A 23,513-nucleotide genomic window follows, 5' to 3' on the forward strand; every position below is an offset into this window, starting at 1 on the left:
GGCTACCCGACTGATCATGGGCGCGGGCAACCAGTCCGCGATCGTGACGCTGGTCGAGCGCGCCACCCGGTACGTGATGCTCGGGCATCTGCCCGGCGGGCACACCGCCGAAGAAGTCCGCGACGTGCTGGTGGATCTCATCGGCACACTGCCGGCCCACCTACGCGGATCGCTGACCTGGGACCAGGGCGCGGAAATGGCTGCCCACAAGCAGTTCACCCTCGCCACCGGGGTGCCCGTCTACTTCTGCGACCCGCACTCGCCCTGGCAGCGCGGATCCAACGAGAACACCAACGGCCTGCTCCGCCAGTACTTCCCCAAGGGCACCGACCTGTCGGTCCACGGACCCGCAGACCTTGAGCACGTCGCTCAAGAACTCAACGGCCGCCCACGACAGACGCTCGGCTGGGACAACCCAGCCGAGCGTCTGCGTGATCTACTGACAGCCACCTAAGCCATCAGGTGTTGCGAGGACCCCCAGAAACCGCCGACCGGGAAGGGGCCCTGACCCGTTGCACAGGAGGCGCGCGAGTTGCACAGGTGGCGCACAAGTTCGGCACAGGAGCCGTCCAACCCCTCGGCCTAGCGTCGGTGCCGGATCGGTTGATCCGTCATCGAGCCATCCGGGAGGACCCATGCGCCGCGACCTTGACCATCACGAAGGGCAACGGGTCAGCCGTCGCCGGCTGATCGCCGGCGTCGGCTCGGTCGGGCTGGCCGGCCTGCTGGCCGCCTGCGGGCGGGACGGCGGCACCGTCACCACGTCGACCGGCGAGACCGTGACGCCGCAGGCCACCGCAGGAACGTCGGGCGACCTGGCCGCGCTCTTCGCCGACGCGAACACCTGCACGCTGACCGCGAGCACCACCCAGGGCCCGTACTACTTCGACGCCGACAAGATCCGTCGCGACATCCGGGAGGACCGGCCGGGCACCCGGCTGCGGGTGGCCATCCGGGTGCAGGACAGCGAGAAGTGCGCGCCGCTGCCGAACGCCGTCGTGGAGATCTGGCACTGCGACGCGGCAGGGCTGTACTCGGGCGCGGAGGGTCAGTCGACCGGCGGCGGCGCCCCCGGCGGCACCCCGCCCAGCGGCGCTCCCGGTGGTGGACCGGGCGGCACCCTGCCCAGCGGCGCTCCCGGTGGTGGACCGGGCGGTACTCCGCCCAGTGGTGCCCCCGGCGGCGGGCCCGGTGGGACTCCGCCGAGCGGCGCTCCCGGCGGCGGGGCTCCGGGTGGCGGCTCCGAGGGGGAGGCGGCCGACCTCACCCCGACCGACGACAAGCGTTACCTGCGCGGCGCCCAGGTCACCAACGCCGACGGGATCGTCGAGTTCGTCACCGTCTGGCCGGGTTGGTACCGGGGCCGCACCGTGCACATCCACGCCATGGTGCACGTGAACAACAACCGCGTGCTCACCACCCAGGTGATGTTCGACGAGGCGTCCAACACGAAGGTCTTCGCCGCGGCGCCGTACGCCACGCACACCGGGCGGGACACCTTCAACGACAAGGACAACATCTACGCCGACAGCATGCTGATGAAGGTCGTCGAGGACGGCGACGGCTACCTCGGCGTGATCAACTTCTCGGCGGACTCGGACCGGGACGGCGCCTGACCCCGCCGGGGTGTCTCTACGCGGTCCGTCAAGCGGCGATCGGTGGCGGAGCCCGATCGCCGCTGCGCCCCCACCGTCGGCGGCACCGCGCCTGGACCTTGGACCGTTGTCGTCAAAGGGGAACAAGAACTGTCCAAGAATCGCGATTCCGTCGCCGCCAGCGCTCAGGGCGGGTGTCGAAGTGCGGGAGACGCACGGCCACGTCTCCAGTGGCAGGCAAGCGCGATCGCCATCAACCGAATCCGACCGCTGCCCTGACGATGAGCGGAGATCTACCAGCTCCGGAGCGTTCCGGGGCCGGGCGGCCTCCCGGGAACCCCGGCGATCGGCCAGACATGCAAGAGCGTGCTCGATCCCGGAAAGTGTGGCCTCCTACCCGCAACAAGGCCACACTTTCCCTGATCGAGCACGGTCTTGCACACCGATCCAGCGCGATCCGGCGTGATCGTGTGCGCTCGTACGGACCCAGACCACGTCAGGGGTGCGCCAGGGCCCGCCCACGCAGGGAGCAAGCCCGAACGCCCGGAACGGGCCGGCCCCGGCGAACCCCACCCCGCTCTCACCCACCCCGAGCCGACAGCGCTGAGCCGAGCCGCGGTAGGCCGACTTCGACACAGGCTCTGAACTGGACGCTGGCGGCCCGGGTGACGTGCAGGACGTCGCCGCACCTCGGGATCCTGGGCATCGGCTTCTTGGGCGGCGCGGCCTCAGGCATCGCCGCTGCGCTACTCGCCCTGCGCGGGCAGGACCATGTCGACCCACCCCAGGCGCCGTAGCTGCATGTTCGGGTCGGGCGGCAGGCCGCGCCGCTCCCGCTCCTCAACCCCCAGGCGGTGCCAGTCACCCATGTACGCCACGAGTAGATCCCCCTGGCCGGCGAACTCGACGAGACTTGCCAACTACCGCTCGAAGCACGGCCACGGCTTGCCGCAGACGAAGCACGGGCCGCCGGCGTACCTCGGTGGATGCTGGCCCATCACCGATCCCGCGCCCCCGGCTCCAGCCGGTCCGGTGAACCGGCCGGCGAGGTCGAGCGGATCGTGGCGTCCAGGCTGGGCCGGCAGGAGATTCTGGAGCGCGAACGCCCGCCACAGTTCATCGCCGTCGTGGACGACAGCGTGCTGCGCCGGCCGGTGCTCGATCAGCCGGGGCTCATGGCGGAACAGCTCGACCACCTCGCCGGGCAGGCGATGCGGGAACACATCCAGGTGCACGTCGTGCCCGTGGACGCCGGGACCCGGCAAAGTCGTTACAACAGCTCGCGGGCGTAGCGGAGCTGGGGGGTTCGGACGGTGCCGATCTGCTCCTCGCGGCGCTCGCCGGTGGGCAGCCAGCCGCCGCGCTCGTAGAACCGGCGGGCGTGGGCGTTGGGCTCCAGCACCCACAGCACCCCCCGACGCCAGCCCCGGCCGCGCATGGTGGCCAGCGCGTCGGCCATCAGCGCCCGGCCGGTGCCCCGGCCCTGCTCGGCCGGGTCGAGGTGGATGGCGTTGAGCAGGCCGGTCGCCGGATCGTCCTGGTCGTCCGGGCCGAGGTAGCTGAAGCCGACCAGCCGGCCGTCCCGCTCGGCGACGGTCATCAGGTGCTCGTCCCGCTCCCACGTCCACCGTTCGGCCCAGTACTCGCCCATCGCCTCCGGGGTCGGGTCCGCGAGGGCCTCCGCCGGCAGGAACGACGAGTACGTCGCCACCCGGGACCGCTGGTGCAGCGCCCCCACCGGGCGCAGGTGGTCGACGGTCGCGTGGCGCAGGGTGATCGTCACCCGCCCGAGGCTACCCGCCGGGGCGGGACCGGAACGGTCATCAGGTCCTCGGCGATCACCAGCTCACCGGCGAAGTGCTCCCGGGCCTCGTCGGCGAAGCGCCGGGCGTCGGCGTACCGCTGGGAGAAGTGGGTGAGCACCAGCGTGCGTACCCCCGACTCGGCCGCCACCCGGGCGGCCTGGCCTGCCGTGAGGTGCCCGACCTCGGCGGCGAGCGCGGCCTCGGACTCCAGGAACGTCGACTCGATGACCAGCAGGTCGGCGTGCTCGGCGAGGGCGTACACCCCGTCGCAGAGCCCGGTGTCCATCACGAAGGCGAACCGCTGCCCCGGCCGGGTCACGCTCACCTCGTCCCGGGTCACGCGGCGACCGCCGACGTCGAGGTGGCCGACGCGGAGCAGCTCCCCGACGGCCGGCCCGGCGATACCGTACGCGGCCAGCTTCTCCGGCAGCATCCGGCAGCCGCCCGGCTCGACGAGCCGGTAGCCGTACGTCTCGATCGGGTGCCGCAGCCGACGGGCCTCCAGCGTGCCGGAGCGCAGGGCGAACCGCTGCCCGTCGGCGGTGACCGGCTCGACGACCAGCTCGGCGGTCTCGTGGAAGCTCGACGCGTGCCGCAGCCGGGCGAAGTACTCGGCGCCGCCGGCCGGGAAGTGCACCGCCACCGGGCGGGGCACCCGGTCCAGGGAGAGCCGTTGGATGGTGCCGGGCAGGCCGAGGCAGTGGTCGCCGTGGAAGTGGGTGACGCAGATCCGGGTGAGGTCGGTGGCGGTGACGCCGGTGTGCAGGAGCTGCCGCTGGCTGCCCTCGCCCGGGTCGAAGAGGATCACCTCGTCGTCCCAGCGCAGCACGTACCCGTTGTGGTTGCGCTGCCGGGTCGGCGCCTGGCTGGCCGTCCCGAGCACCACCAGTTCGCGCATGGACACGGTGCTGTCCCCCTGGTGAGCATGGAGCGACCCCCGGGGTTTTCCGCGCTCGCGCGCGGGCCGGCTGGACTGGGCCGGCGCCCCGGGGGTCGGGTGGCTGTCTTGGTTTCGCCGCACCGCTGCCACACGGTCTCGACGGTGGTGCATTTGCCCGCCTCGCGGCGGACGGGTTTTCACTGTCGAGGACAGCGGCTAGCGGACAGCCACCTCACGAGTCCGATTGCTATACAAGTCTGGACCACCTCCTTTCACGTGTACGAACACGCTATCCACTTCCCCGGGGTGGCGGCAACGGATTTTCGATCACAGGGCCGGCGGGAACAAACGCGGGCCGGGCCGTGGCGGCTCGGCCTGGCTCAGTCGGCGATGCCGATCGGGCCCTCGCGGGGGCCCTCCTCGCTGGCCGGCTGCACCGCCAGCGACGGGAAGTCGGCCAGGTCGCCCTCCGGCTCAGCGTCCCACTCAGGGAAGACCAGGTCGCTCTGGAGGTAGAGGCAGAGCAGTTGGGTCAGGTGGCTCAGCCCGTCGAGGTGGGTGCGCTCGTGGCCGTGGGTGGCGTCCACCCCGAAGCCGAGCAGCGCCACCCGGGCGTGCGCGCCCGCCTCGACCGCCGCCGCCACGTCCGAGCGGTAGTACTCGAAGACGTCCCGGACCAGGTCCACCCCGTGCTCGCGGGCGATCGCCGCCAGGTTGCGGGTGAGGTGGTAGTCGAACGGGCCGACGCCGTCGCCCATCGCCAGGGTGGCCGCGTCCTCCCGGGACTGCTGCCCGGGGGCGACCACCGCGGCGTCCACGGAGACGATCTCCGCGACGTCCGGGTCCAGGCCGTGGCTGGCCCCGTGCCCGATCTCCTCGGTGACCGTGACCAGCAGGTGCGCGGTCACCGCCGGGGTCACGCCCGCGTCGACCATCGCCTTGAACGCGGTCAGCACCGCCGCCACCCCGGCCTTGTCGTCCAGGTGCCGGGACTTGACGTACCCGCTGGGGGTGACCGTCGGGTTGGGCAGGAACGCCACGAAGTCCCCGGCGTCGATGCCGAGGGCCCGCAGCCCGGCCTCGTCGGTCACCGGCTCGTCGACCCGGACTTCGACCTGCTCCCAGCCGACCCCCTGGAGGTCGACGGCCTCGTTGTAGCGGTGCCCGCTGGCCTTGAGCGGCAGCACCTGGCCGGTGACCACCCGGTCCAGGTCGTCGGTGAAGATCCGCACGTGCGCGCCCTCGGCGAACCGGGCGCTGTGCGTGCCGATCTGCATCAGCTCCAGCCGGCCGTTCTCCTTGAGCCGCTTCACCATTCCACCGATGGTGTCGGTGTGCACCACGATCGCCCGGTCCGCGCCGGTCTGCCGGGGGCCCGGCAGGCAGGCGCTCAACGCGCCGCGCCGGGTCAGCGTGGAGGAGATCCCGAACGCGGAGAGGCGCTCGCCGACGTACTGCTGCACGTGGTCGGTGCGCCCGGACGGGCTCGGGATCTCCAGCAGCTCGAGCAGCACCTGGCGGAGGTAGTCCAGGTCGATCTTCAGCGGGGTGGGCTTGCGTGCGGTCATGCCTGAGAGCTTGCCGCACCCGCCGGTGACCAGAGGCGTTGCGGTGCCCGCGTGCCGGGGAAGAGTAGGTCGACGAAGCGCTCGGCGGTCGGTTGCGGCTCGTGGTTGGCCAGGCCGGGCCGCTCGTTCGCCTCGATGAACACGTGCTCCGGCCGGTCGGGGGCGGGAACCAGCAGGTCAAGCCCCGTGACCGGGATGTCCAGCGCCCGGCTGGCAGCCACGCACGCCTCGGCGATCTCCGGGTGCAGCTCGCCGGTGACGTCGTGGATCGTGCCGCCGGTGTGCAGGTTCGCGGTCCGGCGGACGGCCAGCACCGTGCCCTCGGGCAGCACGTCGCGCAGCTCGTACCCGGCCTCGGCGACCACGTCCCGGGTCATGTCGTCCACCGGGATGCGGGACTCGCCGCCGGTGGCGGCGGCCCGGCGGCGGCTCTGCCGCTCGATCAGCTCGGCGATGTCGTGCACCCCGTCGCCGGTCACCTGCGCCGGCCGGCGGACGGCCGCGGCGACCACCTCGTGGTCGATGACGATCACCCGCAGGTCCTCGCCGTCGCGCAGCTCCTCGACGAGCACGTCCGGGCAGAAGCCCCGGGCCAGCGCGACGGCGGTGGTGAGTGCCTCCGGGGTGCGTACCCCGACGGTGATGCCGTTGCCCTGCTCGCCGCGCGCCGGCTTCACCACCACCCGGCCCAGCTCGGCCAGGAACGCGGCGTCGGCGTCGTCCCCGGTCGCGGTCCGGCCGCGCGGCACCGACAGGCCCGCCTCGGTGAGGATCCGCCGGGTGACCCGCTTGTCGTCGCACCGGCTCATCGCCACCGCGGAGGTCAGCTCCGACAGCGACTCGCGGGTGACGATCGTCCGGCCGCCGTTGCTCAGCCGCAGCTCGCCCCACTCGGGGTCGGTGACCTCCACCCGGATGCCCCGGCGCATCGCCTCGTCCGCGACGATCCTCGCGTACGGGTTGAGCCCGTCGTACCCCGGCGGGGTGGCGGGCAGGAAGAGCCGCTCGTTGATCGGGTTCTTCCGCTTCACGCAGAGCGTGGCGGTGCGGTAGAAGCCGAGCCGCTCGTACAGCCGGATCGCCCCGGTGTTCTCGGCCAGCACCGACAGGTCGACGAACGCCCGGCCGCGCTCGGTGAGCCGGGCGGCCAGCTCGGTGAGCAGGGCCTGGCCGGTGCCGGGCGGGGCGGTGTTGAAGTCCACGGTGAGGCACCACAGGCTGGCGCCGTTGTCCGGGTCGGCGAAGACCGCGACGTGGTCCACGCCGGTGATCGTGCCGACCACGTCCCCGGTGGCGTCCTCCGCCACCAGGTGCAGGAACCGGTCGGTGCGGGTGTTGTCGACCAGCACGTCGACCGGTGCGGTGACCATGCCGTTGCAGGCGTAGATCCGGTTCACCGCGTCCGCGTCGTCGGCGTCGCGCAGCGTCCGGATCCGCAGCCCGGGCAGGTCGTCGGCCTCGCCGGTGACCGGGCTGCCGACCGGGCTACCGACCGGTTCGGTGACCGGGGGGCCGGCCGGGTTGGCGGGCAGCCGCAGCCGGTACGTCAGCGACGGGTCGATGAACAGCTCGTCGGGCAGCCGGGACACCAGCACGTGCGGGTCGCGCAGGTAGATGCAGATGTCCCGGGCGCCGGCGGCCTCCGAGCGCAGCACCGCGGCCACGGCAGCCTGGTCGGTGAACGTCTGGCCGAAGACCAGCCGCCCCCAGCCGCAGTCGAGCACCACGCCGTCGCCCCCGGTGGGCCGTTCCGTCTCGGCCGGCGCGGGAGCCACGGGATCCCCGCCCGGCCCGACCCGCTCGCGTCGCCGGCCGAGCACCCGTTCCCGGTCGGTGGGTGCCGTTCCGGTTGCCAGTGTGTCGCTCACCTTCAGTCGATTCCGTGGCTCTGGAGCCACATTTCCAGGAGTCCCAGCTGCCACAGCTTGTTTCCGTTCAACGGGGTGAGTTCGGCGTTCGGGTCGGACAGCAACGCGTCGACGTACTCGGTGCGGAACAGACCGCGCTGGCGGGCCTGCGGCGCGTGCAGCGCGTCGCGTACCCGGTCGAGGAGCTTGCCCTCCAGGTGGGTGAGGCCCGGCACGGGGAAGTAGCCCTTCGGCCGGTCGATGACCTCGTGCGGCAGGACCCGGCGGCCGATCTCCTTCAGCACGCCCTTGCCGCCCTGGGCCAGCTTCAGCTCCGGCGGGCAGCTCGCGGCCAGCTCCACGAACTCGTGGTCGAGGAACGGCACCCGGGCCTCCAGCCCGTGCGCCATGGTCATGTTGTCGACCCGCTTCACCGGGTCGTCGGTCAGCATGACCTGGGTGTCGATCCGCAGGCCGGCGTCGACCGCCGTCTGCGCGCCGGCCCGGGCCAGGTGGGCGGCCACGAACTCACGCGCCGGGTCGCCGTCGGCCAGCCACGCCGGGTCGAGGACCCGGGCCAGCCCGGCCCCGTCCCGGTCGAAGAACGCCTTCGCGTACGTCTCGACGGCCCGCTCCCGGTCGACCCCGGCCAGCGGCGGGTACCAGTGGTAGCCGCCGAGGATCTCGTCCGCGCCCTGGCCGGACTGGACCACCTTGACGTGCTTCGACACCTCCTGGCTGAGCAGGTAGAACGCCACGCAGTCGTGGCTGACCATCGGCTCGCTCATGGCCGCCACGGCCGCCTCCAGGGGCGGCAGCAGGTCGCGGGCGGCCACCCGGATCTGGTGGTGGTCGGTGCCGAACGTCTTCGCCACCAGGTCGGAGAAGACGAACTCGTCGCCCTCCCGCCCGCCGACGGCGTCGAAGCCGATGGAGAACGTGGACAGGCCGCGCTGGCCCTCGCCGGCCAGCAGGGCCACCACCAGGCTGGAGTCCAGCCCACCGGAGAGCAGCACGCCGACCGGGACGTCGGCGACCATCCGGCGGCGCACCGCCGTGGTCAGCGACTCCAGCAGGGCGTCCTCCCAGTCGCGGGCGGACCAGCCGGCCCGCTCCTCGTGCCGGGTGAACGACGGGTCCCAGTAGACGTGCTCGTGGGTGCTGCCGTCCGCCTCGTACACCCGGACGGTGGCCGGGGGCAGCTTGGCCACCCCGCGCAGGATCGTGCGCGGCGGCGGCACGATGCTGTGGAAGCTCAGGTAGTGGGCGAGCGCCACCGGGTCGATGGTGGTGTCCACGCCGCCGCCAGCCAGCAGGGCCGGCAGGGTGCTGGCGAAGCGCACCACGCCCGGGGTCTCGGCCAGGTAGAGCGGCTTGATGCCGAGCCGGTCCCGGGCCAGCACCAGCCGGCCGCTGTCCCGTTCGCTGATCGCCACGGCGAACATGCCGACCAGGTGGTCGACGAAGTCCAGCCCCCACTCGGCGTACGCCTTGACGACCACCTCGCTGTCGCCGGAGGAGAAGAACCGGTGGCCCCTGGCCTGGAGTTCCTCGCGCAGCTCGCGGTAGTTGTAGACGCAGCCGTTGAAGACCCCGGTCAGCCCGGACGCCGGGTCGACCAGCGGCTGCCCGCTGGCGGCCGACAGGTCGATGATCTTCAGGCGGCGGTGGCCGAGGGCGGTCGGCCCCTGGGACCACACCCCGCTGTCGTCGGGGCCCCGGTCGCTCATCGTGGCCGCCATGCGCTCCACCGCCGCGACATCGGCCCGCGAGCCGTCGCGGCGAAATTCCCCAGCCAGTCCGCACATGCCAGACAATGTTGCCAGAGGTGAGCACAGTCCGCCTGTTGAGATGATGCGATCGTCGTTACGTGCTTGCTAAAATGCGCGCCGCCGCACCCGGGTCGGCTCCCGCACGGGCATTCGCACCCGGCCCCGGCGGCCTACCCGGTTGACCCCCGGCGGCCTGCCCGGTTCGCCCGGCCGACCGGGTGTGACAAACGCCGCACCGGTGGAACACCACCCTCCGCCCGTCGACCGTACCCGCCGATCGGTCCCGCCCCACCAACACCGGGTGCCGGGTTTCCGACCCGACGGGGCATGGAGTCCAGTTCGTTCCCGTGCCAGGCTCGCCGGTGAGCCACGAGGAGGCGATGCTGATGCGCGCGACGACGCGACGACGGGTTGTCCGGACGGTCGGCCGGATCGCCGTGGCCACCACGCTGGCCGCCGCCGGGGTGCTGGTCGGGGCGTCCCCGGCGCAGGCGGTCGCCACCCGGACGGTGGCCTTCTGGAGCATGGACGAGCCGGCGGGTGCCACGGTCCTCGCCGACAGCAGCGGCAACGGCCGGCACGGGACCGTCGGCGCCGAGGTGGCCGCCGGGGTGCGCTACGCGGGCGCGACCGCCCACCGGTTCGCCTACCACAACCCCGCCGACCACGAGTACGTGCCGGGACACGTGGACCTGGTGCCGGCGAGCAACGAGTTCAACCCCGAGGCCGGGGACTTCTCGTTCACCATCCGGTACCGGACCACGCGCTCCTTCGGCAACATCTTGCAGAAGGGGCAGGGCAACACGGCCGGCGGCTACTGGAAGTTCGAGGCGCCCGCAGGCAAGCCCCGGTGCATGTTCCGCGGCGGCGACGGCGCGACGCGTACCGGTTACACGGGCACGTCGATCGCCGACGGGCAGTGGCACACGGTGACCTGCAACCGTACCTCGACGTACGTCGAGATGTACGTCGACGGCGTCCGTACCAGCCGGCTCACCGGCCCCACCGGGACGATCGCCAACAACTGGCAGCTCTCCGTCGGCGGCAAGAGCGCCTGCGACGGGGTGGACGTCACCTGCGACTACTTCGCCGGCGACATCGACTGGATCAGGCTGCTCAAGGGCCCCGGCGGGGCGGCCAACACCCCGCCCGTGGCCCACCTCGCGCCGTCCTGCTCCGGGCTGGTGTGCACGTTCTCGGCCGCCGGCTCCACCGACGGCGACGGGGCGGTCCAGGACCACGCCTGGGCCTTCGGCGACGGATCGACCGCCGACACGGACAGCGTCCCGAGCGCCACCCACACGTACGCCGAGGCGGGCACCTACCCGGTCACGCTCACCGTCACCGACGACCGGGGCGCCACCGGCACCGCCACCCTGGACGTCACGGTCGCGCCGCTGCCGGAGCTGATCTCGTACGTCGGGCAGGCCACCGCCAACGCGAACGTCACGACCCACTCCGTCGTCGTCCCCGCCGAAGTGCGGGCCGGCGACGCCCTGCTGCTGTTCCTCGGCCAGAACACCCACGCCGCCACCGGCGAGCCGACCGGGGTGACCGGATGGACCCGGCTGGACCGCCTCGACGGCGGCTACGCCACCACCACGGCCTGGTGGAAGGTCGCCGGCGACGGCGACGCGGGGTCGACCGTACGGGTCACCCTCGGCACGCAGTCGAAGGGCAACCTGGTGCTCGCCGCGTACCGGGGGACCGACCCGTCCGGCCCCGTCGCAGGGCACGCCCGGGCCACCGACCCGGCCAGCTCCGCCGTGCGGGTCACCCCGACCGCCCCGGTGACCGCCGCGCGGGGCTGGGCCGTGTCGTACTGGACGCACGGCGACGCCACGTCCACCGCGCTGACCGCCCCGCCCGGCGTCCAGGCGCGTAGCAACGGCTCACAGACCGGCGGCGGCCGGGTCACCGGGCTGCTCGCCGACTCCGGCGCCTCGGTCCCGACCGGCGCGTACGGCGGCCTGACCGCGACGGCCGCGGCGGCCAGCACCACGACGACCACCTGGACCGTAGTCCTCCGGGCGGCCTGACGCCGCCCGACCACCCGCCTAGTTGTGTTGATCAAGAGGTTTGCGTCTGCGAGGCGGCGAATCCTGACACAAACCTCTTGATCATCGAGGTGGGGCGAAGCCGTATCGACCTGGCCGTCGTGACGTCCGTCAGCCGGTGGTGCGGGCGACGCCGACCGGGCAGCTCAGCCCGTTCGGCCCGTGGTTGCAGTACCCGTTCGGGTTCTTCGTGGGCGCCAAGTACTGCTGGTGGTGGTCCTCGGCGAAGTAGTAATCGCCGAGCCGGTCGATCTCCGTGGTGATCTCGCCCTTGCCGGCCCGCGCCACGATCGGCGCGAACGCGTCCCGGGACGCCTGCGCGGCGGCGAGCTGGTCGTCGCCGGTGACGTAGATCGCCGACCGGTACTGGGTGCCCACGTCGTTGCCCTGGCGCATGCCCTGGGTCGGGTCGTGGTTCTCCCAGAAGACCTTGAGCAGGTCCTCGTAGCTGATCCCTGCGGGGTCGTAGACCACCTGGACCACCTCGGCGTGCCCGGTGCGGCCCGAGCACACCTCCTCGTACGTCGGGTTCTGCGTGACGCCGCCCGCGTAGCCGACGGAGGTGGTGAGCACGCCCGGCAGGGCCCAGAACAGGCGCTCGGCGCCCCAGAAGCAGCCCATGCCGAAGACGGCGACCCGCGCGCCCTCCGGGAACGGCCCCTTCAGGGACGACCCGAGGACCTCGTGCCGGTCGCCGATCGGCATCGCGATGGGGCGGCCGGGGAGGGCCTGGTCGGGGGTGGGCAGTTCGGCCTTCATGCGGCGAAGGAACACGATGGAACTCCTCTCGTACTTCTCCCCGCGTGCAACACCGCCGGGCCCCGGTTCCTTACCCGCCCGGCCCGCGATCAGGCCGCGACCCGCCCCGGCGTGGCGACCCGGGCGGTGGCGGGTCCGCCCCGACCGGCTTCCGCCCCGGTTCACCCGCCGACCAGGGCGGCGGCCACCCGTTCGGCGTACCCCCGGGCCTCGGCGTCGTCGGCGTAACGGGTGCGGGGCCAGAAGAAGCCGCGCAGGCCGTCGCCCTTCGTCCTGGGCACCACGTGGGTGTGCAGGTGCGCCACGGACTGGGACACCCGGTTGTTCATCGCCACGAACGTGCCGCCGGCCCCCAGACCGGACTCCACCGCCACGGCGAGCCGCTGGACCAGCCCGAAGTAGCCGGCCAGCGCATCCGCCGGCAGGTCGGCCAGGGTGACCAGGTGGGTGCGCGGCACCACCAGCACGTGCCCCCGGAACACCGGCCGGGTGTCGAGGAAGGCGACCCCGTCCGGGGCGTCGACCACCCGGAACGCCGGCACGTCGCCCGCCACGATCCCGCAGAACACGCACCCGCCCATCCGGCCAGGCTAGTCCCGGTCCAGCACCGAGCGCGTCGCTGGATCGTTTCGGCCAGGCCGGGGCACCCAAGCTGACCGAGTAGGGGACCGGCCGACCCGAGTCGGGCCGGGAGATGCCCAACGGATGGGACCGGCCGACTAACGTCTCGGGCATGAGTCACGGCTTTGACACGCTCGCCATCCACGCCGGACAGGACCCCGAGGCCCGCACCGGCGCGGTGATCCCACCGATCTACCAGACCAGCACCTACGCCCAGGACGCCGTCGGCGCGCCCCGGCAGGGCTACGAGTACAGCCGCTCCGGCAACCCCACCCGGGACGCGCTCCAGGAGTGCCTCGCCGCGCTGGAGGGCGGCCCCGTCGGGCTCGCCTTCGCCAGCGGCCTGGCCGCCGAGGACACCCTGCTGCGCGCCGCCTGCAAGCCGGGCGACCACGTGGTGATTCCGGACGACGCGTACGGCGGCACGTACCGGCTGTTCGCGAAGGTTGCCGAGCGGTGGGGGCTGGCGTACACCCCGGCCAAGGTCTCCGACGTCGATGCCGTGCGGGCCGCGATCCGGCCCGGCGCGACGCGGATCGTCTGGGTGGAGACGCCGACCAACCCGCTGCTCGGCATCGCCGACATCGCCGCGCTGGCCGCCCTCGCCCACGACGCCGGGGCGCTGCTGGTGGTGGACAACACCTTCGCGTCGCCGTACCTGCAGCAGCCGATCACGCACGGCGCGGACGTGGTGGTGCACTCCACCACCAAGTACGTGGGCGGGCACTCGGACGTCGTCGGCGGTGCGCTGGTGGTGGCCGATCGCGGCCTGGGCGAGGAGCTGCGCTTCCACCAGAACGCGATGGGCGCGATCAACGGCCCGTTCGACGCCTGGCTGACCCTGCGCGGCATCAAGACCCTGGGCGTCCGGATGGACCGGCACTGCGACAACGCCGAGCGGATCGCCGCGTACCTGGACGGGCACGCCAAGGTCGGTCAGGTCATCTACCCCGGCCTGCCGTCGCACCCCGGGCACGAGGTGGCCGCCAAGCAGATGCGCCGGTTCGGCGGCATGATCTCCTTCCGGGCCGCCGGTGGCGAGGAGCACGCCGTGGAGATCTGCAACCGGGCAGAGCTCTTCGTGCTCGCCGAGTCCCTCGGCGGGGTGGAATCCCTGATCGAGCACCCGGGCCGGATGACACACGCAAGTGCTGCCGGCTCGCCGCTTGAAGTTCCCGGCGATCTCGTGCGACTGTCTGTCGGCATCGAGACGGTCGACGACCTGCTAGCCGACTTGGAGCAGGCGCTGGGCTGACCGCTGGCTGGGGAGGGTGGCCGTGCAGGACATCATGCCGACCTGGGTGGGCGCGACCGCGAAGCAGATCGCCCGCGGCGTACGCCGAGGTGACGTATCCGCCACCCAGGTCGTGGCCGACCACCTCGACCACGTCGCCCGGGTCGACGCCGACCTCGCCGCGTTCCGCACGGTGCGCGGCGGGGAGGCGATCACCGAGGCGGAGAAGGTCGACGAGCAGGAGGAACTGGCGAACCTGCCGCTGGCCGGGGTGCCGGTCGCGGTCAAGGAGAACACCCCCGTCGCCGGCCTGCCCACCTGGAACGGATCGGCCGCCGTGCGCAGCGCGGTGGCGGAGGCCGACCACGAGGTGGTCCGGCGGCTGCGCGGCGCGGGCGCGGTGATCCTCGGGGTGACCCGGATGCCGGAACTCGGCCTCTGGGCGCTCACCGACGACGGCAGCGCGGTCACCCGCAACCCGTGGGACTCCGGGCGCACCCCGGGTGGCTCCTCCGGCGGGGCTGCCGCCGCGGTCGCCGCCGGGCTGGTGCCCATGGCGCACGGCAACGACGGCCTCGGCTCGATCCGCATCCCGGCGGCCTGCTGCGGCCTGGTCGGGCTGAAGCCCGGCCGGGGCGTGGTCCCCTGCCAGCTCGGCGCCGACGACTGGTTCGGCCTGACCGAGCACGGCATGCTGACCTCCACGGTCGCCGACGCGGCCGTCGGATTCCAGGTGCTCGCCGGCCGGCCGCAGGAGAAGCTGGTCCCGCCGCATCGGCTGCGGGTCGGCGTCTCGCTGCGGTCCCCGGTGCGCGGCATCTCGCCGGACGCACCCAATCGGGACGCGGTGGCCGCCGCCGGCCGGCTGCTCGCCGCCGCCGGCCACGACGCCGTCCCCGCCGACCCGGTCTACCCGACCCGGCTCGGTCTCCAGGGCATCGCCACCTGGTTCGCGGCGGCCGCCGCCGACGTGCGGGCCGCCGGCCTCGACCGGCGCGACCTCCAGCGGCGCAACCGCCGGCACGTCGCGTTGGGGGAGTGGGCGCACCGCCGGGGGTACGTCCGGGAGGCCGACCGGATCGCCTGGCGCGAGCGCTCGATCGGCTTCTTCGCCGACCACTCGGTCGACCTGCTGCTCACCCCGGCGCTGGCCGGCCCGCCACCGGAGGCCGCCGGCTGGTCCGGCCGGTCCTGGAGCGCGAACATGAAGGCCAGCATCTCGTACGCCCCGTACGCCGCCCCGTGGAACATCGCCGGGCTGCCCGCGATCGTGGTGCCGGTGGGCCGCCGCCCCGACGGGTTGCCGGTGGCGGTGCAGTTCGTCGGCCCGCCCGGCTCGGAGCTGCTGCTGCTCGGCGTCGCCGGCCAGTTCGAGCTCCAGGCGCCCTGGGCCCGGCACGCCCCCGGCTACCCCCGGGTCGGGACGGGGTCACCGGCCACCGCTTGATCGTCTAGCGTGTGCGCTCCCTGACCGACGCACACACCCGGACGGATCACATGCGGTGCCAGACCTGCGGGGACGGGACATCCCCGGCCCTCAACGAATGCTCCACCTGTCGTACCCCGCTCGGGCAGCCGTCCGTGGCGCCCGGGGTGCCGACGTACCCGGTGGGTGGGCTCGGGCGCGCGGTGGTGGCCGCCGTCGCCGCCACGGCGGTTCTCTACACCCTGGTGGCGTTCTACCCGGCGGTCGGCGCGGTGCTGGCCCGCCGCGCCGCCGAGGCGCAGGACACCGACGTACTGCTGGGCGCCGTGCTCCTCGAGGTGCTGTTCATCCTGCCGTTCGGTGCGGCCTACCTGACCGCCGCCGTGCTGATGATCATCTGGACCTGGCGGGCCCGGAAGAACCTGGACGCGTTCCCCGGCGCGCTGCCGCAGCTCGACCCGGGCTGGGCGATCGCCGGGTGGCTGGTGCCGCTGGCGAACTTCGTGGTGCCGGTGCGGGTGGTGGCGGGCATTGCCCGGGACAGCCTGTGGCGGGCCCGCACCCCGGTCCTGGTGGGCGTGTGGTGGGCCGCCTGGCTGGTGTTCAGCCTCGGCGAGCGGCTTGCCAGCTGGAACGACAGCCGGGAGTACGAGCGGCTGCCCGAGCACCCGTTCAACGACATCGGCTACCAGGCGTATGTCGGCTTCTACCAGGACGCGCTGGTCCGCAACCTGGTCCCGCTGGCCGCCTGCCTGACCACCGCGGCGTCGCTGATCGTGCTGGTCCGCCGGATCACCGCCGCCCAGCAGGCCCGGATCGCGCTCGCCGTCCCCGTCTGGCCGGCCCCGCCCGGCTGGCCGGGCGCCCCCGTCCCGTACGGCTGGCCGGGAGTCCCTGCCCCGCAGCCCGCCGCCTCGCCGGCCGCCGAGACCCCGCCGGCCGCCGCAGCCCCGCCCGCCGGGGCGTTGCCGTCGGTGGTACCCGCCGGTCCGCCGGTTGCCGGGGCGTTGCCGTCTGTGGCACCCGCCGGCTCCCCGGTCGCGGTGTCTCCGGAGCTGCCCGTCACAGACCCGTCGCCGCAGGTAGCGGGCGCGTTGAGCACGGTGTCGCCGCCGGCAGCCGGAGCGGCGGGTGGCACGATCGGGGCATGACGGAACTGGTCGGTCTCGCCGACGTGCGGGCCGCGCGGGAACTGCTCGCCGGCATCACCCGCACCACCCCACTGGAGCCCTCCCGCCCGCTGAGCGCCGCGCTCGGCGGGCCGGTCTGGCTCAAGTGCGAGAACGTGCAGCGCGCCGGGTCGTACAAGGTGCGCGGGGCGTACGTGCGGATCTCCCGGCTGTCGGCGGCGGAGCGCGACCGGGGCGTGGTGGCCGCCAGCGCCGGCAACCACGCGCAGGGGGTGGCGCTGGCCGCCGGGCTGGTCGGCACGCGCGCCACCGTCTTCATGCCGGTGAACGCGCCGCTGCCGAAGGTCGCCGCCACCAAGGGGTACGGCGCCCAGGTCGAACTGGCCGGCCACACGGTCGACGAGTCGCTGGTCGCGGCGCAGACCTTCGCCGAGCGGACCGGGGCGGTCCTCATCCACCCGTTCGACCACCGGGACGTGATCGCCGGGCAGGGCACCGTGGCGCTGGAGATCCTCGAACAGTGCCCGGACGTGAAGACGATCATCACCGGGGTCGGCGGGGGCGGCCTGATCTCCGGGATGGCGGTCGCGGCCAAGGCGCTGCGGCCGGACGTGCGGCTGATCGGCGTGCAGGCGGCCGGGGCGGCGGCGTACCCGCCCTCGCTGGTCGCCGGCGAGCCGGTCCGGCTGCCCGTGTTCAGCACGATCGCCGACGGCATCGCGGTGGGCCGCCCGGGGGAGATCACCTTCAGCCACGTCCGCGAGCTCGTCGACGAGGTGGTGACCGTCTCCGAGGAGGACATCTCCCGGGCGCTGCTGATGCTGCTGGAGCGGGGCAAGCAGGTGGTGGAGCCGGCCGGCGCGGTGGGCGTGGCCGCCCTGCTGGCCGGCGTGGTGCAGGTCGAGACGCCGGTGGTGGCGGTGCTCTCCGGCGGCAACATCGACCCGCTGCTGCTGCTGCGGGTGATCGAGCACGGACTGGCGGCGGCCGGCCGGTACCTGCGCGTTACCGTGCGCTGCTCGGACCGGCCGGGACAGCTAGCCTCGCTGCTCAGCGAGATCGCCGAGCACCGGGCGAACGTCGTCGACGTGGAGCACCAGCGGGCCAACCCGCACCTGGGGCTCGGCGAGGTGGAGGTGGCGCTGTCGGTGGAGACCCGGGGCGTCGAACACTCCGACACGCTGATCAGTGCCCTGCGGGCCAGCGGCTACCAGGTGGTCTTCGCCGCCGAGTCCTGACCCGTGGCCCCGGGGCCGGGCCGTCGGCCCCGGGGGTCATCGTCGGGGGTGACTCAGCCCGCGAACGGCTCGAAACTGACGACGGTCACCTTGATGTCCGCGCCGCTGGGGGCGGTGTAGGTGACGGTCTGCCCGGGCCGCGTGCCGAGGATCGACTTGCCCAGCGCCGACTCCGGGCTGTAGACGGTCAGCTCGGTCGTCGCCGAGATCTCCCGCGACCCGAGCAGGAACGTCTCGGTGTCGTCGGTGTCGTCGTCGAAGTAGATCGTGACGACCATGCCGGGGGACACCGAGTCGGCGGTCGGTGCCTCGCCCACCTTGGCGGTGCGCAGCAGCTCCTTCAGGTAGAGGATCCGCCCTTCCGCCTTGCCCTGCTCCTCGCGGGCGGCATGGTAGCCGCCGTTCTCCCGCAGGTCGCCCTCCTCGCGCCGGGCGTTGATCTCGGCGGCGATGGCCGTCCGGCCGGCGATCAGCTCGTCGAGCTCGCCCTGGAGGCGGTCGTGCGCGTCCCGGGACAGCCAGGTGGCGGGCGCCTCGTTGTCAGTGTTGGACACAGGCGGTCTCCTCGGTTGTGCGGACTGGCTGACAGGTGAGCTACCAAGTTACCAGTGCGCCGCTCGTTGAGGTGCCGACGATTACCGCGGGTGCCGACGACGGGACCCGCAGTACGCGTGGCGCGAGGTGTTCCGGCAGTTCAGCCGGCTGGTCGGCAGCGCACCACCTCGCCGATGAAGGGCCGGGCGCTGGTGGTCAGCCGGTGCCGGGCGGTCACCTGCGACTCGCCTGCGGGGGCGGTCACCGTCACCTCCTCGCGGGCCAGCTCGGCGCCGTCGTGCGAGCGGGCCCGCAGCGCGCAGATCGCCGAGCCGCCCGCCGGGACGGTCACCCGGAAGTCGACCACCACCTGAGAGTCGGTGATGTCGGTGTAGGTGATCACCTGGGCGTCGTAGTCGGGGTCGCCGTACTTGTTGTACTCGCTGAACGCGGCCACGCCGAGCGCCGCCACCAGGGCGACGGCGAGCAGGGCGACCAGCGCCGGGCGGCGGCGGGTGGGCTCGCGGCGGCGGCCGTAGCGGCCCGGTGGGAACACCGGCGCGCCGGAGGTGATTGTGGCGTGCGTCTCGGTCACCGGCGGGTATCTCCTGGCGTTGTTGTCGGGGGCATCGGCAAGAATGGCAGAGTCCATCTTCCCAGCCCGGCGCTGACTCAACGGACGAGCGCTGAGTCACCGATGATGAGTCAAGCGATGATGAGTCAAGGATGACAGGTCGGCTCGCGTCGTCGACAGGTCAGCGCCGGTGGGCACGAACGAGGAGCGCCGCAAGTGGCAGAGCAGCTGCGTCTCATGGCCGTCCATGCGCACCCCGACGACGAGTCGAGCAAGGGTGCCGCGACCATGGCGAAGTACGTGGCCGAGGGGGTGGACGTCCTGGTCGTGACGTGCACCGGCGGCGAGCGCGGCAGCGTGCTCAACCCGAAGATGGACAGACCGGACGTCTGGGCCGATATCGGTGACATCCGCCGCGCCGAGATGGACGCGGCCCGCGCGATCCTCGGCGTCGAGCAGGCGTGGCTCGGCTTCGTCGACTCGGGGCTGCCCGAGGGCGACCCGCTGCCGCCGCTGCCCGAGGACTGCTTCGCCCTCCAGGACGTCGAGGTCGCCGCCGGCCCGCTGGTGCGCCTGATCCGCCAGTTCCGCCCGCACGTGATCACCACGTACGACGAGGAGGGCGGCTACCCGCACCCCGACCACATCATGACCCACAAGGTGACCATCGCCGCCTTCGAGGCCGCCGGCGACCCAACGCGCCACTCGGAGCTCGGCGAGCCCTGGCAGCCGCTCAAGCTCTACTACGACGTCGGGTTCTCCAAGGGCAAGATCCTGGCGCTGCACGAGGGGGCGCTCGCCGCCGGCCTGGAGTCGCCGTACGGGGAGTGGATCAAGCGGTGGGATGACCGCCCCGACAAGGGCCCCCGGATCACCACCCGCGTCGAGTGCGCGGAGTACTTCCCGGTCCGCGACGACGCGCTGCGCGCCCACGCCACCCAGATCGACCCGGACGGCTTCTGGTTCCAAATGCCGATGGATCTCCAGCAGCGCGCCTGGCCGACGGAGGACTTCGAGCTTGCCCGCTCGGTGGTCGACAGCCCGCTGCCCGAGTCCGACCTCTTCGCCGGGGTGCGCGAGACGGCCCATGCCCGCTGATCCGGCGGCGGGATACCCTGGTCACCAGCCGCACAACGGAGGAACGCCATGCTGACCGCTGCCCAGGTCCTCGCGGAGAACAACTTCGGTGACACCCGCACGGGTGGCCTAGCCGGTCCGATGGGCCTCTTCCTCATCCTGGTGCTGGCCGCCGCCACCGTGCTGCTGATCCGGAACATGAACGCCCGGCTGCGCCGGCTGCCCGACCGGTTCCCGGCGCCGGACGGCGCCGACGCGGGCCGGGTCGAAGCGGGAGTCGTCGATCCGACAGACGGGACCGCGATGCAGGACTCACGCCCGAACACGCCCAAGCGGGCCCAGCAGGGCTGAAACGGATGATCCGCGCGTGATTCACGCCGAACCAGGCCGTCGCCCCCTGTTGCGGCCACCGGCTTTGGCTTAGCCTTCCGCCGGGGGCCAAAAGTCCCCGAGCCGCGCGCGGGAGGGGGCGCCGATGACCGGGTCAGCGACGGCTGCCCGCCGTGCCGTGCGACGACCTGCGGACGGGGGAGGTCGGTGACCTCCGGCCGGTCCGACGGTCAACTCGACCGGCTCGGCGTGCGCGGCACCCCGGGCCGGGTCCTGCTGCTGACGGCCGCCGTTGCCCTGACCGCCCTGGCGGCAGCCGCGGTCGGCCTCACCCTTCCGACGGGCCTGCCCGCCGACGACCCGCTCCCGGGGCCCGCCCGGTTCGGCATCGGCGTCGCGGCGTTCGCCGTGGCCCAACTCGCCCGCCTGCGGTTCCGCGCCGGTTCCGGAATGGTCAGCATCACCTGGGGCGAGGCCGCGCTCATCATCTGCCTCTACCTGGTGCCCGCCGGCTGGCTCCCGGCCGCCACGCTGCTCGGCGCGGGGGCGGCCTGGACGGTGCTGTCCCTGGCCGCCGACCGCCGGCCACCGCTGGAGACCGTCCGCATCGCGACCTCGCTGACCGCCGCGACCGCACTTGCCGTCACCGTCGCCACCGCCCTCGGCACGCCCCTGCTGGCGGCCCCCACGCCGGAGCTGGCGCCGGCCCTGGTGGCCGGCTCGGTGACGTACCTGCTCGTCAGTGCCTGGCTGGGCGGGGTCACCGTGGCGCTGCGGCACGGCGTGCCGATCGGCCCGCCGCTGCTCGCCGCGCTGCGCGGCAAGCTGCTGATGTTCGTCGGTAACGTGGCCGTCGGCCTGGGCGTGGTGGCGCTGCTGGAGATCGACGCCCGCTGGCTGCTGCTGCTCCCGCCCGTGCTCTGGCTGCTCCAGCAGACCTACCGGCACCGGCTCGGCGCCGACCAGGAGCGGCGCAGCTGGCGGGCCTTCGCCGAGGCCACTGCCGCGCTCAACCAGCTCGACGAGCGGGGCGTCGCCACCGCCGCGGTGGCCGGCGCGCTGACCCTCTTCGGCGCGGAACTGGTCGACGTGGACGTGGCCCGCGGCGACGGCCGGTGGCGGCGCTACCGGGGCGACACCGGCGGCCAGGTGGTCGACCGGGAGGTCGGCCCGCCCGCCCGATCCGGCGCCGACGCGCACGAGCTGGTTCGGCCGCTGACCGTCGGCGCCACCCGGGTTGGCGAACTGCGGGTCCGCTTCCCCCGCACCGCACCGCCCAGCGCCCGCGAGCAGGACGCCCTCGCCGCGTTCTCCGACGCCCTCGCCGCCGCCCTGCACGACGCCGCGACCCACCGCGAGCTGCGGCTGGTCACCGCCCGGTCGTCGTACGAGGCGGTGCACGACCCGCTCACCGGGCTGCTCAACCGGGCCGCCATGCTCGGCAAGGGCGACCAGGCGCTGCGGCAGCGCGCCCACGACCACCCGGTGGCGTTGCTGCTGCTCGACATCGACCAGTTCAAAGAGGTCAACGACACCCTCGGGCACGCCGCCGGAGACCAGCTGCTGCGGCTGAGCGCCAACCGGCTCGGGGGGCTGACCCGCTCGGGCGACCTGCTGGGCCGGCTCGGCGGCGACGAGTTCGCCATGCTGCTCACCAGCGTCCCGGTGCTCGGCGGCCGGACCGCCCCGATGGCGTACGCGCTGCGCCAGGCCCGGGAGATCGCCGAGCGGCTGGCCGCCCCCACCGAGGTGGCCGGGGTGCGGATGTCCGTCGAGGTCTCCGTCGGAGTGGTGGTCGCCGACGCCGGCACCGCCGACCTGACCGAGCTGCTGCGCCGGGCCGACATCGCGATGTACCAGGCCAAGGAGGGCGGCGGCAGCGTCGCCGCGTACGACAGCTCCCGGGACGCCGCGAGCACCGACCAGCTCGCGCTGCTCGCGGAGCTGCGGGAGGCGCTGGCCACCGACGACCAGCTCGTGCTGGCCCTCCAGCCGGCGGTGGACCTGGCCACCGGCGCGCCGACCGGGGTGGAGGCGCTGATCCGCTGGCGGCACCCCCGCCGGGGCTGGCTCGGCCCGACCGACTTCATCCGCCCGGTGGAGAACAGCGAGCAGCTCGGCACCTTCACCCGGTACGTGCTGGACAAGGCGCTCGCGGTGGCCGCCGACTGGGCCCGCCAGGGGCTGGACGTGCCGATCTCGGTGAACCTGTCGGCCCGCAGCCTGCTCGACCCCCGGCTGCCGGCCGAGATCGGCGAGGCGCTGCGCCGGCACCAGGTCCCGCCGCGCCGGCTGGTGCTGGAGATCACCGAGACCGTGGTGATGAGCGAGCTGGAGATCATCGACGAGGTGCTCGCCACGCTCCGGTCGATGGGCGTGCAGCTCGCGGTGGACGACTTCGGCACGGGGTTCTCGTCGCTGGCGTTCGTGACCCGGATCGCCGTGGACGAGCTGAAGGTCGACCGGTCGTTCGTGATCCGGATGGCGGACTCGCCGGAGGCGGCGGCGATCGTCCGGGCGACCGTCGGGCTCGCCCACGAGCTGGGCCTGCGGGTGGTCGCCGAGGGCGTGGAGACCGCCGAGCAGCGGCTGGCGCTGGCCGAGCTGGGCTGCACGGCGGCCCAGGGGTACCACTTCTTCAAGCCGATGCCGGCCGACAAGATCGGCGCGGTGCTCGGGTCACTGCTCGACGCCGCCCAGGGCAACGTCTTCCCGCTACGCGCCGACGGCGCCTCCTGACCCGCACGGGCGCGGGACACGGCGGCCCCGCAGCACGACCAGCGTCTTCGGCGCGAGCCGAAGACGCCTTTTCGGCCCCCCGCCCACCCAGGGCCGGCCAGAACCGCGTGATCAAGAGGTTTGCGTCAGAAAGGATCTCCGCTGTGACGCAAACCTCTTGATCAACGCGATGTTAGGCGGGGACGGGCTCGTCGCGGAGGACGGCTCGGGCGGTGAGCGCCGCAGGCCGCAAACGGACCTCGGCCGGCGCAATGCGGTCGGCCGCGGCGAGGACACGGCCCGCCCCCGGCAGGTCGCCGATCTGGAGGTACGCCCGGGCGGCGTCGA

At 73.3% G+C, this 23,513-nt stretch carries 20 protein-coding genes and 1 pseudogene; 11 read left to right on the top strand and 10 right to left on the bottom strand.

What is annotated here, in order from left to right:
- Nucleotides 1-10: 10 nt before the first annotated feature.
- Together OG617_RS18935 and OG617_RS18940 are read left to right on the top strand one after the other, a co-directional pair.
- Nucleotides 11-454 (top strand): annotated as a pseudogene (locus tag OG617_RS18935) (IS30 family transposase); the annotation flags it as partial.
- Between the two features lie 181 nt (nt 455-635).
- Nucleotides 636-1,616 (top strand): hypothetical protein, encoded by a 981-nt coding sequence (locus OG617_RS18940; RefSeq protein WP_405094408.1) that lies wholly within the window; start codon nt 636-638, stop codon nt 1,614-1,616.
- Nucleotides 1,617-2,341: 725 nt separating this feature from the next.
- Here the strand turns inward: OG617_RS18940 and OG617_RS18945 are convergent.
- Nucleotides 2,342-2,515 carry a hypothetical protein gene (locus OG617_RS18945; protein WP_405094409.1) on the bottom strand — a complete coding sequence of 58 codons (174 nt, stop codon included), beginning with the start codon at nt 2,513-2,515 and terminating at the stop codon, nt 2,342-2,344.
- 66 nt (nt 2,516-2,581) lie between these two features.
- Between OG617_RS18945 and OG617_RS18950 the strand changes: the two genes are divergently transcribed.
- On the top strand, nt 2,582-2,887 hold the full coding sequence (locus OG617_RS18950) for a Scr1 family TA system antitoxin-like transcriptional regulator (RefSeq protein ID WP_405094410.1): 306 nt from the start codon (nt 2,582-2,584) through the stop codon (nt 2,885-2,887).
- On the opposite strand, the gene OG617_RS18955 is transcribed toward OG617_RS18950, so the two are convergent.
- The 5 genes from OG617_RS18955 to OG617_RS18975 form a co-directional block, all read right to left on the bottom strand.
- Complete coding sequence (locus OG617_RS18955; protein WP_405094411.1) at nt 2,866-3,378, bottom strand: GNAT family N-acetyltransferase; 513 nt, start codon at nt 3,376-3,378, stop codon at nt 2,866-2,868. The genes OG617_RS18950 and OG617_RS18955 overlap by 22 nt on opposite strands.
- The gene (locus OG617_RS18960) at nt 3,375-4,304 is read right to left on the bottom strand and encodes a ribonuclease Z (RefSeq protein WP_405094412.1); all 930 of its coding nucleotides are present in this window, start codon (nt 4,302-4,304) and stop codon (nt 3,375-3,377) included. The genes OG617_RS18955 and OG617_RS18960 overlap by 4 nt, the downstream gene beginning before the upstream one ends.
- A gap of 356 nt (nt 4,305-4,660) precedes the next feature.
- The gene (locus tag OG617_RS18965; protein WP_405094413.1) at nt 4,661-5,848 is read right to left on the bottom strand and encodes an osmoprotectant NAGGN system M42 family peptidase; all 1,188 of its coding nucleotides are present in this window, start codon (nt 5,846-5,848) and stop codon (nt 4,661-4,663) included.
- On the bottom strand, nt 5,845-7,716 hold the full coding sequence (gene ngg / locus OG617_RS18970) for an N-acetylglutaminylglutamine synthetase (RefSeq protein ID WP_405094414.1): 1,872 nt from the start codon (nt 7,714-7,716) through the stop codon (nt 5,845-5,847). Before ngg ends, OG617_RS18965 begins: the two co-directional genes overlap by 4 nt.
- A gap of 2 nt (nt 7,717-7,718) precedes the next feature.
- The gene (locus OG617_RS18975; RefSeq protein WP_405094415.1) at nt 7,719-9,503 is read right to left on the bottom strand and encodes an N-acetylglutaminylglutamine amidotransferase; all 1,785 of its coding nucleotides are present in this window, start codon (nt 9,501-9,503) and stop codon (nt 7,719-7,721) included.
- A 326-nt stretch (nt 9,504-9,829) separates the two neighbouring features.
- On the opposite strand from OG617_RS18975, the gene OG617_RS18980 reads away from it, so the two are divergent.
- Nucleotides 9,830-11,506, top strand: a complete 1,677-nt coding sequence (locus OG617_RS18980) for a PKD domain-containing protein (RefSeq protein ID WP_405094416.1) — start codon at nt 9,830-9,832, stop codon at nt 11,504-11,506.
- 129 nt (nt 11,507-11,635) lie between these two features.
- Here OG617_RS18980 and msrA read toward each other — a convergent pair whose 3' ends face one another.
- Together msrA and OG617_RS18990 are read right to left on the bottom strand one after the other, a co-directional pair.
- On the bottom strand, nt 11,636-12,298 hold the full coding sequence (gene msrA, locus OG617_RS18985; protein ID WP_405094417.1) for a peptide-methionine (S)-S-oxide reductase MsrA: 663 nt from the start codon (nt 12,296-12,298) through the stop codon (nt 11,636-11,638).
- 146 nt (nt 12,299-12,444) lie between these two features.
- Nucleotides 12,445-12,864, bottom strand: coding sequence for an HIT family protein (locus tag OG617_RS18990; protein ID WP_405094418.1), 420 nt, complete (start codon nt 12,862-12,864; stop codon nt 12,445-12,447).
- Between the two features lie 152 nt (nt 12,865-13,016).
- Between OG617_RS18990 and OG617_RS18995 the strand changes: the two genes are divergently transcribed.
- The 4 genes from OG617_RS18995 to ilvA all read left to right on the top strand — a co-directional run bounded on the left by OG617_RS18995 (nt 13,017) and on the right by ilvA (nt 17,932).
- Nucleotides 13,017-14,159 carry a cystathionine gamma-synthase gene (locus tag OG617_RS18995; RefSeq protein ID WP_405094419.1) on the top strand — a complete coding sequence of 381 codons (1,143 nt, stop codon included), beginning with the start codon at nt 13,017-13,019 and terminating at the stop codon, nt 14,157-14,159.
- Nucleotides 14,160-14,175: 16 nt separating this feature from the next.
- Nucleotides 14,176-15,585, top strand: coding sequence for an amidase (locus tag OG617_RS19000; protein ID WP_396677958.1), 1,410 nt, complete (start codon nt 14,176-14,178; stop codon nt 15,583-15,585).
- Between the two features lie 134 nt (nt 15,586-15,719).
- Complete coding sequence (locus OG617_RS19005; protein ID WP_405094420.1) at nt 15,720-16,715, top strand: DUF4328 domain-containing protein; 996 nt, start codon at nt 15,720-15,722, stop codon at nt 16,713-16,715.
- Nucleotides 16,712-17,932: a threonine ammonia-lyase gene (ilvA, locus tag OG617_RS19010; protein ID WP_405094421.1), complete on the top strand. Its 1,221-nt coding sequence runs from the start codon at nt 16,712-16,714 to the stop codon at nt 17,930-17,932. Before OG617_RS19005 ends, ilvA begins: the two co-directional genes overlap by 4 nt.
- 53 nt (nt 17,933-17,985) lie before the next feature.
- On the opposite strand, the gene greA is transcribed toward ilvA, so the two are convergent.
- Both greA and OG617_RS19020 read right to left on the bottom strand, forming a co-directional pair.
- Nucleotides 17,986-18,486 (bottom strand): transcription elongation factor GreA, encoded by a 501-nt coding sequence (gene greA, locus OG617_RS19015; RefSeq protein WP_396677963.1) that lies wholly within the window; start codon nt 18,484-18,486, stop codon nt 17,986-17,988.
- Nucleotides 18,487-18,626: 140 nt separating this feature from the next.
- A complete protein-coding gene (locus tag OG617_RS19020) occupies nt 18,627-19,061 on the bottom strand; it encodes a DUF4307 domain-containing protein (RefSeq protein ID WP_405094422.1) in 435 nt (144 codons plus the stop codon).
- 195 nt (nt 19,062-19,256) lie between these two features.
- Here OG617_RS19020 and mca point away from each other — a divergent pair, with 195 nt between their 5' ends.
- The 3 genes from mca (at nt 19,257) to OG617_RS19035 (ending at nt 23,186) form a co-directional block, all read left to right on the top strand.
- Nucleotides 19,257-20,138, top strand: coding sequence for a mycothiol conjugate amidase Mca (gene mca / locus OG617_RS19025; RefSeq protein WP_405094423.1), 882 nt, complete (start codon nt 19,257-19,259; stop codon nt 20,136-20,138).
- Nucleotides 20,139-20,186: 48 nt separating this feature from the next.
- Nucleotides 20,187-20,468, top strand: coding sequence for a hypothetical protein (locus tag OG617_RS19030; RefSeq protein ID WP_396677969.1), 282 nt, complete (start codon nt 20,187-20,189; stop codon nt 20,466-20,468).
- A gap of 228 nt (nt 20,469-20,696) precedes the next feature.
- Nucleotides 20,697-23,186, top strand: coding sequence for a putative bifunctional diguanylate cyclase/phosphodiesterase (locus tag OG617_RS19035; RefSeq protein ID WP_405103811.1), 2,490 nt, complete (start codon nt 20,697-20,699; stop codon nt 23,184-23,186).
- The last annotated feature ends 327 nt before the right edge of the window (nt 23,187-23,513 follow it).

The organism is Micromonospora sp. NBC_01412 (genome assembly GCF_045040215.1).
GTDB classification, from domain to species: Bacteria; Actinomycetota; Actinomycetes; order Mycobacteriales; family Micromonosporaceae; genus Micromonospora; species Micromonospora rubida.